9 protein-coding genes are annotated in these 14311 nt (G+C 35.6%); 2 read left to right on the top strand and 7 right to left on the bottom strand.

Annotated features, from left to right (window positions below; genetic code table 11):
• Positions 1 to 17 precede the first annotated feature (17 nt).
• From CALHY_RS00400 to CALHY_RS00390, 3 genes are all read right to left on the bottom strand, one after another.
• Positions 18 to 863 carry a carbohydrate ABC transporter permease gene (locus CALHY_RS00400; RefSeq protein WP_013402055.1) on the bottom strand — a complete coding sequence of 282 codons (846 nt, stop codon included), beginning with the start codon at positions 861 to 863 and terminating at the stop codon, positions 18 to 20.
• 20 nt (positions 864 to 883) lie between these two features.
• Entirely contained in the window at positions 884 to 1756 is an 873-nt protein-coding gene (locus tag CALHY_RS00395) for a carbohydrate ABC transporter permease (protein ID WP_013402054.1), read from the bottom strand.
• Positions 1757 to 1860: 104 nt separating this feature from the next.
• Positions 1861 to 3141 carry an ABC transporter substrate-binding protein gene (locus tag CALHY_RS00390; protein ID WP_013402053.1) on the bottom strand — a complete coding sequence of 427 codons (1281 nt, stop codon included), beginning with the start codon at positions 3139 to 3141 and terminating at the stop codon, positions 1861 to 1863.
• A gap of 184 nt (positions 3142 to 3325) precedes the next feature.
• Here CALHY_RS00390 and CALHY_RS00385 point away from each other — a divergent pair, with 184 nt between their 5' ends.
• Both CALHY_RS00385 and CALHY_RS00380 read left to right on the top strand, forming a co-directional pair.
• Positions 3326 to 4615: a response regulator transcription factor gene (locus CALHY_RS00385; protein ID WP_238524550.1), complete on the top strand. Its 1290-nt coding sequence runs from the start codon at positions 3326 to 3328 to the stop codon at positions 4613 to 4615.
• A complete protein-coding gene (locus tag CALHY_RS00380) occupies positions 4605 to 6338 on the top strand; it encodes a sensor histidine kinase (RefSeq protein WP_013402051.1) in 1734 nt (577 codons plus the stop codon). Before CALHY_RS00385 ends, CALHY_RS00380 begins: the two co-directional genes overlap by 11 nt.
• Before the next feature lie 2 nt (positions 6339 to 6340).
• Here the strand turns inward: CALHY_RS00380 and CALHY_RS00375 are convergent, their stop codons facing one another.
• The 4 genes from CALHY_RS00375 to pgmB form a co-directional block, all read right to left on the bottom strand.
• The gene (locus CALHY_RS00375; RefSeq protein ID WP_013402050.1) at positions 6341 to 7348 is read right to left on the bottom strand and encodes a cache domain-containing protein; all 1008 of its coding nucleotides are present in this window, start codon (positions 7346 to 7348) and stop codon (positions 6341 to 6343) included.
• A 130-nt stretch (positions 7349 to 7478) separates the two neighbouring features.
• Positions 7479 to 11564, bottom strand: coding sequence for a sugar-binding protein (locus CALHY_RS00370; protein ID WP_013402049.1), 4086 nt, complete (start codon positions 11562 to 11564; stop codon positions 7479 to 7481).
• A 32-nt stretch (positions 11565 to 11596) separates the two neighbouring features.
• Entirely contained in the window at positions 11597 to 13591 is a 1995-nt protein-coding gene (locus tag CALHY_RS00365) for an S-layer homology domain-containing protein (RefSeq protein ID WP_013402048.1), read from the bottom strand.
• A 51-nt stretch (positions 13592 to 13642) separates the two neighbouring features.
• On the bottom strand, positions 13643 to 14311 hold the full coding sequence (pgmB, locus tag CALHY_RS00360) for a beta-phosphoglucomutase (protein ID WP_013402047.1): 669 nt from the start codon (positions 14309 to 14311) through the stop codon (positions 13643 to 13645).

The following is a 14311-nucleotide window of genomic DNA, read 5'->3' as shown; positions in this document are numbered from 1 at the left end:
CCCTATCAATCCAAAAATCAACCTTTGATTGCACCTGCTGTCATACCCTTGATTACATATTCCTGCAAGAATACATATAAGATTATAACCGGCAAAACTGTAATAATTAATGCTGCCATCATTGCTCCATAGTTAGTTCCATAAATACTCGAAACGAGGGAAAGCAGTACACATATAGGCTGCTTTTCTCGAATAGGTATAAATATGAGTGACATAAATAAGTCATTGTATGACCACAGAAAAACAAAAATTGCCGCTGTCACTAAACCTGGAATAGATAAAGGAACAATTATCCTGAAAAATATTCTAAGAACACCAGCACCATCTATTATAGCTGCCTCTTCAAGTTCAACTGGCAAGGTTTTCATAAATCCTGCTAAAGTCAAAGTTGCAAAAGGTAAAAGCCCAGCTGTCTGGGGCAGTATCAGTGCTAAGTAACTACCATTTAAACCTAATTTTCTTAATATTACCAATGATGGGATTACTATTGAAAATGCTGGCACCAACATAGCGCCTGTGAAAAAAATCTTAACAATTCCAGTTAACTTGAAATCAAATCTTGCAATGACGTATGCGGCAAAACCGCCAAAAAGTAAAACCAATAAGACTACACTACCTGAAATAATTAGGCTGTTAAGAAATCCTCTAAATATATTCATGTTCCCATAGCTTATTAATTGACTGTAGTTGAAAAATGAAAGCTTTGATGGTAATTTCATTGGATTTAAAAGAATCTCATTGCTCTCCTTAAATGAATTATTTAAAACCCATAAAAGTGGTAAAATAGTTGTACACGCCCACAGGACAAGAATGAGATATTTAATCACGTCAGCAAAGCTGAATTTTTTAGTCATTCCACTCATTTTATAAGCCCCTTTCATTCCTAATAGGTTATTGTTTCTCTTTCTGTAAGTTTGTTAGAGATTGCCGATAAAATCACACCAAGAACAATTATTAATACACCAATTGCAGAAGCATAACCCTGATTTTGGCCTGTAAATGCAACCTTATATAAATAAGTACCCAAAACCTGACTTGCATCCATTGGACCACCACCAGTTATAACATACACTATGTCAAATACCTTAAATGTACCAACAATTGCAAGTGATATACAAACCGCAATAACATCCCAAATAAGCGGAATTGTTATATAAACAGCTTTTTTTATCCCTGTTATTCCATCAATCAAGGCTGACTCGTATATATCTTGTGGAACTTTTGAAAGTGCTGCAAGAAAGATAACAAAGTAAAAGCCCACATATTGCCATATTACTGGTATTAAAACCATTGTTAAAGCAGAATTCTCAGTAACCCAAACCCTTTTTTGCCCTCCAAAAGCAGTCGCAATTGCATTAAGCAGTCCATAGTCATATCCATATGCCAAGTAAAACATAAGTCCTATTGCAGTACCAGAAATTACAACAGGGAAAAAGAAAACTGTTCTGAAAAACTTATACCCCGCTTTTATGCTGTCTACTATCAAAGCCAAGACAAGAGCAATACCAACCTGAAACACAATTACACATACCATCATAATGAGAGTGTTTACAAGTGCCTTTCTTACAGCATAATCCTCTATCATCTGCCTATAGTTATCAAGTCCCACAAAGGTTTTATAGTTAGAAAAATCTCGCCAGTCAAAAAAACTATAATAAAATGTTGCAAACAAGGGATAGTAGATAAAGACACCTACTAAAATTAGTGCCGGAAATAACAGCAAAATTGCATATTTTTTGTTTTTCAGTATCTGCATTTTCTATCCTACTCCTTATTTAAATTTATGTACTCTTTGGTTATTTTTAACGATTAGGGAGATTAGCCTTTGGCTAATCTCCCTACCTCAAAGCCTGCTAACAATTATTTCTTTACTCTGTCTTGAATCTTCTTAGCTTCAGCCAAAAGCTGCTTTGCGGTTTTCTTCCCTGTCACAACGTATGCCAAATCCGTTCTAATCTTTGTAAATGCTTCTGGCAATATCTGTGCATCAATTGGCATCGAAACAGAGTTAGCTTTTGCCATCATATCATAACCGCTTTGCGCAACTGGAGTAACATTTGGGACCTTACATTTAATTGCTGGAACACCGCCAACTGCAATAAATTTAGCCTCAACTTCAGGAGATGTTATATACTTTACAAATTTTACTGGCCAACCATTCTTCTTTGCGTTCAAATCTTTGCTCACATACCATCCCGAACCAAAACCGCCAATTATGTCGGTCGGATGTGCCTTGCCACCAGGCACAACTGGTACTGGCATTATCTTTGTGTTAACCTTGTCTTTCAAGCCACCTACACACCACGAACCATTTATCATCATTGCAGCTTTCTTGTCTGCAAACAGTGCCTGTGCCTGAGAATCTTGCAAAGTCAGTGCATCCTTTGGAAATGCCCCCATCTTATACAGGTCCTTTATTATATTTAATCCTTTTTCCCAGCTTGGATGGAACGGAGTATTGCGTCCCTGTGGTCCACCAGCAGAAAGGATAAATGTTTCAATTAAGTAATATGATTCAAGTATGGAGCCTGCTATTGGAATTATACCCTTTGATTTGAATGTGTTAACCGCTTTTATAAACTTATTCCAATCGGTTGGAAGTGGAAGATTGTATTTTTTGAATAAGTCGACATTTACATATAATCCTTCATAAAAGCCTATGGTTGGTATTGCATATACTTTTCCTTTGTATTCTTTGATGGGACCATTGTAAGTTGTAAATGCAAGTGCGCTCTTGTAAATGTTGCTGCTCCATTTTGTATCTTTCTTTAATTCGTTATCCCAGATAAATACTTTGCCAGACTTTAGTAGTGGTTCTGCGTCTGCACCTACAAAGAAGAATGTTACATCCGGTTCGTTGCCTGATGCAAAGTCTGTTTTAATTTTGGTTCGTATAGCATCATTTGTAGTAGGAGTTGCTTCATCGATAATTTCCACATTTGGATTCTTCTTCATAAAGTCTTTAATAACTTCTTTCCATGTGTTTGTCCATGGATCTGCACCTGTGAAATATGTCACTGCTCTGATTTTAACCTTTTCTGCGGTCTTTGCATCTACTCCAGTGCTGTCAAGCATTCCTATTAGACTTACCATAAACACAATCACAACAACAAGCGCTAAAATCTTTTTAAAATTTTTCACTGAAAATACCTCCTTTTATCAATTTGATTTTGTATATTGTTTGTAATTATAATAAATCAAAAAAACATCTTTTAAAATCTGAATATCTTGTTTTGAGTTTAACTTTTTTGGCACGTGGACGTTTTACAACTTTTCATTAAAACAGCACATTGTTTGTGGTAAAATATTAATTGGGTGATTTAAGATGTACAAAATGATGATTGTGGATGATGAGTACTATGTCAAAGAAGGACTCAAGCAAACGATTGATTGGGCTAAATATCAAATAGAAATAGTTGGAGAAGCCGATAATGGAGAAGATGCTCTAAACCTTGCTAAAACGCTCAATCCTGATATTATCATTACTGATATTAGAATGCCCATATTAGATGGTGTAGAATTTATGAAAAAATTGAGAGAAAATGAAATTAATTCTCACCTGATAGTAATAAGTGCATATGACGATTTTGAGTACGCAAGAGCAGCAATAAAGTATGGTGCAACAAATTATATACTAAAGCCCATCGATAACAATGAACTTATTGAAACAATCCAAAAGGTAATAAAGAAGATAGAAAGCGAAAGAAATTTTATTGACTCTTACAATAGCTTTAAGAATAATATTTCAGCTTTAAAAGTTAATTTACTGAGAGAAATTGTATATGGAAAGATTTCTGATAGCCGTTTAATTAAAGAAACTCTCTCTTATTTTAAGATTGACTCAAACAATATAATGGTAATAACTATTAGAATTACAAATTATGAGAAGAGTGCCTTAACCGCAAACGAACATTTACGTATGCTAAAAGAGTACATAAATAGCCAAATATTAAAAAATGTATTTGCACGCATTTCAAATGGTGGCATTTGTCTGGAAAAAGACGAAGATGAATTTGTCATAATAATTGGTCTTGATGGTGACACAGATACTCTCTATGAACAGCTTAAAAACGAATTTTGTTATTTGATGAAAAAAATTAATAGAAAATTTCAAAATGATAATTTTACTGTGGCAGTGGGAATTAGTGATGTACACCTATGGGATAATATATCTAAAGCTTATAGAGAAGCTACCTTTGCTTCAAATTATTCTCCTTTGCCAGAGCTAAATATAATTGGCTGTGCACGGGATAAGGACTTAATTGGCATCAGAAAAGAGGTCAAAGATGCATTAAAAATGATTGTTGAAAACTATAACAGGGATATCACTATTGACGAAGTGGCAAATAAACTTCACATCAGCACTTCCCACTTGATGCACTTGTTCAAAGATGAACTGGGAAAAACATTTTATGATTGCCTCGTTGAATACAGAATTTCTAAGGCAAAGGAATTGCTTTTATCAACAAACCTGAAAGTCTACGAGGTTGCTGAAAAAGTGGGATATCAGGACGCTAAATATTTTAGTCAGCTATTCAAAAAATATACGGGTTATACTCCAAAAGAATTTGTAGATTATCATACTTTTGCAGGTGAATTGAAAGATGAAAATTAACTTTCTGCGAATATTTAAACTAAAAAGTAGAATAACCTTCTTTTTAGTGCTGGGTATAGTGATTTTTACATTCATTATAATCTCTTTTTCGCGTATGTTTAGTGAGTTCATAATCCAAAAATACTACTACAAGCACCTCAAGGACATCCACAGTGATATCCAAGAAGGTATCTATTTACTTCTTACCAACATAAATCTTACTTCGGTAAGACTACTTCAAAATCAAGATATATATGATCTTTTATCTAATACCAATTTATCGTACAATGAAAAAGAGAAAAAATTAACAACATATTTAAACACCTTGGGAATAAATGATTATATTGGTGACATTGTAATTGTAACCAAGAAAGGTGAGGTATTTAACTTTAACACCAAGGTAAACCCTTCTTTATTCATCACAAAAGAGTTACTTTCTCATATAGAAGATAGAAGAAACTTATTCGTATGGGGTCCTGTAGTAAAAGATAATGGAAACAATTATATAGTTCTTGGAAAAAGATATTATAATTTTTATACCGGTCAGTATTTGGGCTACCTTCTGATGCTGATTGATGAAAACAGTATTGCTAAGATATGTAACAAAAGCAAGTCATCGGATATTGTTTCCACCTTAGTTATAGACCAGCAGAACAAAATCATCAGCCATCCTGAAAGTAAGTATGTGGGGAGCATCATCTTTGAAAATTGGCTTTCTGATGCCAAAAAAGAATTTAGTTACTCATTGAGAACAATAAACGAAGGGCAGTTTCTTGTTGCAATCAGCAGACCCAGCGAAAATCTTGAACGTCTTAATTGTAGATGGTTTATTGTAAGCCTTCTACCATTATCCAACTTAAAAGAACAGCTTACAAAAATCAACGTTGTAATAATATGGCTTGTACTCATTACATTGATATTGTGTGTTATAATAGCAATCAAGGCGGCTTCTTCTTTGACCAATCCCATCAGATTTTTATTAAATAGAATTAATTCTATAGGTCAAACAAAAAATGTTAAGCCCTACATATATAAAAACTTACATGATGAGATATGGGAGTTAGAACTTGCATTTGAAGAAATGACCAAACGAATAAGTAACTTAGTTGAAACAATCAATCATGATATGGAAAAACAAAGAGAGCTTGAACTGACAGCACTGCAGTCACAAATAAATCCACATTTTCTTTATAATACTCTTGACGCCATAGCATGGATTGCAAAAATTAAAAAACAGCCTGAAATTGAAAATATTGTTATGGCTTTAGCCAAGTTCTATCGTATAAGTTTGCATAGAGGTGAAAAGTACATACGATTATCTGATGAAATAGAGCTTGTAAAAAATTTTGTTGCTATCGAAAAGATTAGATTTCCTAATAAGTTTGACATTGAGTTTGAAATTGCTCCTGAAACAATGGACATGAAGATTCTCAAATTTACTGTACAGCCGCTTGTGGAAAACTCCATAAAACATGGAATCTTGCCTAAGAAAGAAAAAGGACTCATCGTTGTAAAAAGTATGTTAGTTAATGAGGATTTACATATTGAAGTTTCAGACAATGGAGTAGGATTTGATCCTTCGGAATTAGATAATTTAAGCAAAAACAGCAGAGGCGGTTATGGGCTAAAAAACGTCGATGAAAGACTTAAAATCGAATATGGTAAAGAATACGGTTTGTTTATTTCAAGTGAAAAAAACAAAGGCACAACCATTTTGATTAAAATAAAAGCTAAAAGTGAATGATGTCAGCTACTATAATTGTATTTTCTTATCTTGTCAACCAGATTTATTAATGGTTTGTATATTGTTTGGGTTAAAATGGTACTTGATAAAAACGACATTCCGATCAATAAGCTACTTACTATCACTATCAGAATTGTATAAGTTAAAATATCCCTGCCAAATTCACTTATGTCATATAAAATGACAATATATCCCGACTCAAAAATTCTGACTATATCAAGTAATGTGTTATCGTCAATTCTTATCAGCGAATTTTCTTTCTTTAAAGTGTTAGTGTCTATTTTTCTATTTTTTATAACAGAGGAAAGTTTTAAGAGGGTTTGAGTCTGTTCATCCTGGCGTGGTAGCAGACCAATATCCTTATCATAAAGATAAACCGAAATGTCAGCATGATCAGAAACTCCAAAGTGCCGCTGGTAAAAATATTTAGGGTCTATATCAATCACAAGATATCCACAGAGTCTTTTATTTTCATCATATATTTTAGAAATAAAACTTACAACGCCATAGGCGCTTTTATAATATGTGTTATTGTAGTACGGGGCTAACCCTCTATTTCTAATCAACCACAAGCTTTGCTTTTTATCATTGGCAACAAACTCTTTTATTCTTTTATCCTTTAAAAGTTCACTCAATGTTGGATAGTCTACAACATAGCTTGAAGTGTAATATCTTCCATTTGTATCATACAATATAACTGCCAATATTCTTGTATTAGATAATTTGATGCCATCTAAAATCTCCGTTATATTGCCTTCTGTATTATTGTTTTTTAACAGGTCAAACACTTTACTATTTGTACCAATCTGTTTTGCAGACTCTTCTATGAGCGTTACATAAATTTTATAATTATTGATTATGCTCTGGTCATTTTTTTGCAATAGCTGGTAGTAATAATCCATTAAAAAATCTTTAAATATAAAGTTCGAAGCCATTGCGACTAAAAGTATAAATCCGATGAATATGATAGATGTTACAAGTGTGATTCTATATTTTATGCTTTTATACACTTAAAACACTCCTTGATAAGTTTATATTTCTAATTATATCATATAAAAATTTACAAATTATTAGTTGTTGTTTAAACTTATAAAAACAACCCCCACCTTGCGTTATGTGCAAAGTGGGGGAAAAGAGAAATTACCAGTTGTTACCTTCAAGTTTTTGAACATTCATATTAGGTGTCTCTATCATTACCTTCTCAAGTGCGGTATTGTCAATTGTTACATTCTTAAATATAACTGTACCTTTTGTCTCACCTGATGCGTATATACCATATGAACCAGTGTAGTTAATACGAACATTTTCAAATACAATTCCATTTGCTTGTTTTGTGCCCATAAACCTTATTCCCACATCTGTACAATCATATAAGTCAAGGTCCTTTATTGCAATTCCAGATATATCTTGCTGGTCAGACATTATCCTTATTGCCCCCAATTTACCACTTGGCTCACCAGCTCTTATGATACTATTTCTTCTTATTTCTGTTATTCCGCTAAATGGTATGCACGGGAATGTAGTGCTAATTAATATTCCTGCAGATGTTGGGACATCTATTATTAGGTTATTCTCTACAATATTGTTACTGCCTCCGTACACTGCTATTCCTTGTGCAAGCCATGGTTGTTGTACAGTGTTATTGCGTATAATATTATTTTCACATGCCCAAACATTTTGGTTGTATGTTGCAGACCAAATTGCAAAAGCATCATCGCCGGTATTTCTTGCATGGCAGTTTTCAATTATTGAATTAATAGTACCATCACAAAGATTTACACCATCAGCCATTAAGTTTCTAAATCTGCAGTTTCTGATAACAAGTCCATCAGTTCTGCCGTATTTAGAGTTTCCAACCCAAAATCCACATTTTTTATGTTCAACCCAAATGTTCTCAAGAACAGATCCTGTTCCTCCCCAGCCTGAGAATGCATTGTCGTCAAGCTCATCAATTCTTGAATTTGTCTCACCAAATATTGCAAAATCGTAGAATTTGCAGTTGTTGCCCATCAGAACAAATTGCGAGTATGGACCACTTATTGTTGAGTACCACATGCCGGCTCCTCTAATTGTCACATTATCAACATATATTGGACATGTCAGCCACCCGTCTTCTGCTTCGAACAAGGTAGTGTTCACTTTTACATAGTCAAGGTAAATATTCCCTGTATCCTCATATTGATGAATTATCTGAAGCAGGTTTCTTTCGGTATTGAGCGCAACATCAATTGTTGCAGTCTGCCAACTATCCCAACTACCAGTTGGCGGCAGTGAAACTTCATATCTCTTTCCATTTACTATGAACGATAGTGTCTGATTAGTGTTTGTTGCATTTGAGTATCGAATTTCCATTGTATTATTTCCATCTGATGGTATACCTGTTATGAGTAGTTTCTCTGTTGCTCCAATTACATCAAAGCCTTTTACGTAGCCTGTGCCGCTAAAACCACTGTATACATTGTCAACAACAGGTCCTTCTAATTTTTCAAACACGCCCTCAGGTATCCATACACCCTTGCCCTGCTGTTTTGCAGCGAAAATTGCATCATAAATAGCTTTTGTATCATCCTTTCCATCATTTGGTATTGCACCAAAATCTCTTATGTCCAGGAAATTATCTGGTTTTGTAAGTGGTGGTGGCACATTTTCAATGTCTATCAGGTCAATGTCATAGTATGGCGAATCATCACCACTGTCCACCTGCAACCTTATTTTATCTCCTGGGTTAACCTGCCCAATCAATGCTCTCACTTCATCAAAGTAATACCTTGGTGCACCAAAAGATGGGTCGTTGCTCCACGGGTATGCTCCATATACCCAGCTGTATCTTGATGTAAGGTTCAATTTCTGTCTAAACTGACCATTTACAAAAAGCGAAAGTGTTGCATCAATTCCTTTACCATCGTCGCTATCAGGGATGCTGTACCTTACAACAATTGAATTTACTTCACTGGGTACAGTAAACTCTACATATTCTCCAACCTGATCAAGTCTTACAAACCTTCTGTTGGATGCTTCATTTGCTTCATCATTGACCTCATAAGATGGTCCTATGATATCACCGTTTGTTGATGCACTTTCTGCTTCAAGCTCTATCCATGGCACGCTTGCTCCAATGCCAGCTGGTACTTGATATGGTGGTGCTTCTGGTTTTTGAGCTTGTTGTTTTTGTTGTGGTGGAAGCTGCTTTGGAGTTCCCAGGCCCAAAACAAGCTGACAGTCACCAAACCTATTTGGATACTGCCATGCCTGGTCATCTTTTGAATTCCAAATATATTGGCACCCGCGGGTTTGATTTGCGTAGTTATCATCTATTGCTATATCAAAACCAAATACCATGTTCTTCTGAGCAGATACGCCAAGTGTTGTCCACGGAATCTCGATTAACATTCCATAACCATCATCAAAATCATGTTGAGTAAATCTTACATTTTGAATTGCATTGTGTTTAAATTCCATTGGCTGTTCATAGTTCCAGCCAAAGAAGTACTGGAAATCATCTGATGTATAAGAATCTTCTTTGTTTCTGTCCATATCAAGATAAATCTCAACACTGTCATTATTCCATATTTGCCCTGGATCTGGTGCATCTTTTCTCTTTGCAGCGTCATAAACTCGAACAACTGCGTATAAGTAATTCTCATCCCAATACATAGCAAATTTGCTTGGCTTGGTGTTAGCAGGATTTGGAGTTCCAACAACCACCTTTTCAATCTTATATTTAGCCAGTTCATCAAATAACGAAGCATCAACATTATTGTTGTTCTTAAGATTATTAAACTTCTCTCTTATTTGCTTTACCTTATTTTCTGCTCTTGTATCATTATGGTAAACATCTTTTGCAACATTCAATTTTCCACCAACATAGACTGCGCCACATATAAGAGGCAGCGGTTCTTCCTTTGGTTGGGCTTTTGGAATATATGGCAGTCGCTTGTGGAATGAGTTGTTATTGTCATTGCTCTCTTTTACTCTACCCACTTTGTCATCATTCGGGTCAGGGTCATAATCGTCTACATTGCAATAAAGAGTGTGAATTCCGCTCTTTGCTTTCCAATACTTTCCTTCAGTACCGCCTATAACTGGCAAGACAATGCTCTGTCCTACCGCCAAACCGCCTGTGTAAAGATCAGTCCAAAACCATGGTGCTTTGCCATCTACATTAAAACCTGCTGCAATCTGTTCTCCTTGTTGGACAGCACCCTCGCCAATATTTTTAACTTTTACTTTGAACAAAACATCATCGCCTTCTTGAGGATTTGCCGGCTCCCAGTATACATCCTCAATAACCAAGTCAGGTAGTGGTGCTGTATAGTCTTGAGTAATATCAACATCTTCCAAAATCCATTTCGCGGAATCCCATTCAGGGTAGACTTCACTCAAAACAACATGACCAGGATTTCCCTCTATATTCAAATACTGTGTATTTTTGTATGCACTTTTTATTCTATATGAACCTCCTGCTTCCTCCAGTACCCAGCGTGCGCTGTACCAGCTATCATCTATATTGCCGCATTCAACATATTTCTTTGAATCATAATTTTCAATGTGAATATAATTGTACGTTGCTCTATTTTTAATTCTGATACTGCCTTCAAACTCTTCAATTATCCACTGTGAACGGGCATCTTCTGCAGGTATGTCATAGCTGTACTCAAGTTTATCCCCTGCTTGATAAACATACTGGCCTGTCCATGCACTCTTTATTCTGACAATTCGTGGACCACTTGATGAAGCTGTAACAAGTATTTCTTTCCCGAACACATTGTTGTCTTCATTGCTCTCTTTTATTCTACCTGTTATATCGTCACCTGGATTTGGGTCGTAATCATCAACAAACGCCCATACGGTATGACGCCCACCAATAGCATCCCAGGTTGGCAGATTTCTATCAGGACCACCCATTCCACCTGTCACTGTCAGTGTTTTCTCTTCTCCAGGTTGCAAGGGCCCTGTGAAGTTATCAGTCCACCAAAATCGTGTATAGTCATTGTCAATGTGAAATCCAACACCATGGACAACTCCGCTTGGAGTTGGTGCATCACCTACATTTTTGATTGTTACACTGAAGAGTACCTTGTCGCCTGCCTGAGGATTTGCTGGCTGCCACGTAATATCTGTAACAATCAAATCAGGCAAGCCTTGGGCATGAACTGCCGGCACATATGCAATCAAACTCAGTAGTTGAATAAGAATGGTTATGATTGAAACAAGCCTTCTTTTCATAGCATCTTTTCCCTCCCCGTTTATTTATAAATTTACCTCAAGAGAATATTCTGGTAGATATTGTACAAAAGCACAGCAGATTCTTCCCTTGTGAGATTCCTCTTTGGACTTAGCATGTTATTGTAACCACTTACAATTTGAGCATTTACAAGCTGTGCGATTGCATCTTTTGCATAACTTGAGATTTGCTCAGCATCATTAAACTTGCCTAAAACCTTTTCTGGTTCAACATTTGTTATCAGTAAACCCAAAACCTTTAGTGTTCTTGCCAATATGCACATTACATCTTCACGTGTGATATTTTTCTTTGGTTCAAACTTGTTGTTGCCAACACCATTTACAATGCCAAGTTTCTTTGCGATACCTACCGTTTGATAATAATAATCTGATGGAAGGACATCATCAAAGTTAGAGTCCACTCGAGCTTCAAGTCCAAATGCTCTTACAATTAATGTAACAAAATCTGCACGTGTGATATTATTCTTAGGCATAAATTTGTTCTTCCCAACACCCTTTATAACATCTCTTGTCGCTAAAAACTCAATTTGTTTTTTAGCATATGAATAGAACGCATCGTCAAAGCTAACATCCCTGTAAAGGAGAGAAAAATCGCTCAAATGATCTGTAAAAATTACGAAATGGCCATCCTGGGCAGAATAAAAGCTTTGCTTTAAAGTTACAATATTGTCTCCATCAATCCTCACACCAACAAGCTTGTGAGTATTTTCCTTTTCAATTGCCGATGGCTTGTACGGAATCTCAAGCTTGACCGCACTTTTGCCCAAGCTTTCTAATTTTGCATCCCCTGCAGTGATTTGAACTGAAACTATTGGTTTTTGACCCAAAATTTGTTTTACGCTCTCGGCAATATTCTCTGTTTTATTAGACACTTTGACAGAAACTTCTTTGTCTTTTATATCTTGTAGGAGTGTCTTATTTAGTTCCAAGCTACATACTGGTGTTGTAATCTTGAGACTTTCCACCTTGTCAGAAAGAACTTGCAAAGTGTCTTTTGGCAAGTTCATATTATATGTGCTTATATTTTCTTGTGCTTTGACATCTAAAACTAATTTCTTCGTCTCCTCCACTTTTTGTGAAAGTAACAACTTAGAAATTGTATCTTTGTCTACTGTGGCATTTGCTGTATTTAAATTCTCGTCTACTGAAAGTTGTATAGGACTTTCTAATTTTGACCTATCTTCTGCGGGCTGTTGTTGAAAACTTCCCTGTTGATTACTACCTGCATTTGTTGCTGCTGAGCCAGAACTCTGAGATGGAGTTGAACCTTGCTGGTTTGATGGAACGTGAGCAGACTCAGTCACATTTATTTTTAAAATTGTTATATTCCCAAAGTTGTCATATATCTCAAATTCATTTTGACCTAAGCTTAAATTTTTGACATAGGTATTTTTAAAATAGAGTTTGTTATTCGATACAACATAATCTATGTCCTTTTTAAGTTCGGTCTGAGTAGCTGCTTTAACAATTTTTGATATTTGCACAGATGTAGGAAGATACATGCTCAGTTCCAAGTCCGCATTTCCAAGAGCTGTTTTATCAACAGATGCAGGATTTGGCAGGATGATTGGTGGAAGTGCAAAAATAGAATACGATGAATTAGATGTATTAGTGATTTTATTCAATGTCGCTGTATAAAACTTGATTTTAGAGGAATTTGTCAGCAGCGCACTTGATACTGGAATGCTGGTTTCTATTAAGTTGTAGTTCGACCCATTGTAGTAGACCTTACCATCCGTTTGGTCTTGATACACATCAAGTATAACAATTTTCCCTTGTCCTAACAAAATGCTATTGCCATCCTCTTTTATTGCGTAAACCGAAACTAATACTTCATCCCCTATAGAAAGTTCCCCATATATGTCGCTTTCAACTGTAGAGTAAAACTTCAAAGTATCTCCTTGGTATTCCATGTAAGGAGTCTCTACTCTGATGTCTGCGAATGCAACTGGAAAAGAACTAAAAAGAAAAACCATAATTAAAATTAAACTACATAGCTTTTTTATCATTTTGCAACCTCCTTTTATTACAATATTTTTATATTAATATAATTATTGCCGTTACTTGAGTTCCTTTATTAACTGGTCTAAGCTGCAAATAACTATATCAGCTTCTCCCAGCATATCACACGAACCCACTCCAACTGCAAACATTCCAGCCAGTTTTGCTGCTTTTATGCCTGCTGCTGCATCTTCAAACACAACGCACTTTTGTGGGTCTATTTTGAGTTTTTGAGCGCACTTTAAGAATATTTCAGGGTCAGGTTTTGCCCGGGATATCTGCGTACCATCAACAATTGCGTCAAACAAATCTTTTATGTTGAGCCTTTCAAGTATCAACATTGCATTTTTGCTTGCTGTTGCTAATCCCGTTTTTATGCCTTGTTCTTTTAAGGTCAATATGAGCTCTTTTGCGCCCGGAAGAATCTCATCTTCTGTCAGCTTGTTGATATACTCCAAATACCAGCTGTTTTTTATATCCATCAATTCTTCTTTTTGGGCTTCACTAAACTCATTTTCTTTGCCACCTATTTTGAGAAGTATTTCAAGCGACTCTTTTCTGCTAACACCTTTGAGCTTTTCATTGTCCTTTTCAGTAAATTCAAACCCCAACATGTTCGCAAGCTTTTTCCACGCAGAATAGTGATATTTTGCTGTGTCTACGATGACACCATCCAAGTCAAATATTGCACCTTCTATCCTTTTTAGAAGAACTTTGATAGGAACCAA

It is taken from the genome of Caldicellulosiruptor hydrothermalis 108, assembly GCF_000166355.1.
GTDB lineage: Bacteria > Bacillota > Thermoanaerobacteria > Caldicellulosiruptorales > Caldicellulosiruptoraceae > Caldicellulosiruptor > Caldicellulosiruptor hydrothermalis.
Note: the sequence above shows the minus strand (reverse complement) of the source record. Positions and strands in the feature narration are given on the sequence as shown.

Excerpts from the sequence above, each read along its gene's own strand:
- CALHY_RS00400 (WP_013402055.1), bottom strand. The coding sequence starts at position 863 with ATGAGTGGAATGACTAAAAAATTCAGCTTTGCTGACGTGATTAAATAT.
- CALHY_RS00395 (WP_013402054.1), bottom strand. The coding sequence starts at position 1,756 with ATGCAGATACTGAAAAACAAAAAATATGCAATTTTGCTGTTATTTCCG.
- CALHY_RS00385 (WP_238524550.1), top strand. The coding sequence starts at position 3,326 with ATGTACAAAATGATGATTGTGGATGATGAGTACTATGTCAAAGAAGGA.
- CALHY_RS00380 (WP_013402051.1), top strand. The coding sequence starts at position 4,605 with ATGAAAATTAACTTTCTGCGAATATTTAAACTAAAAAGTAGAATAACC.
- CALHY_RS00370 (WP_013402049.1), bottom strand. The coding sequence starts at position 11,564 with ATGAAAAGAAGGCTTGTTTCAATCATAACCATTCTTATTCAACTACTG.
- CALHY_RS00365 (WP_013402048.1), bottom strand. The coding sequence starts at position 13,591 with ATGATAAAAAAGCTATGTAGTTTAATTTTAATTATGGTTTTTCTTTTT.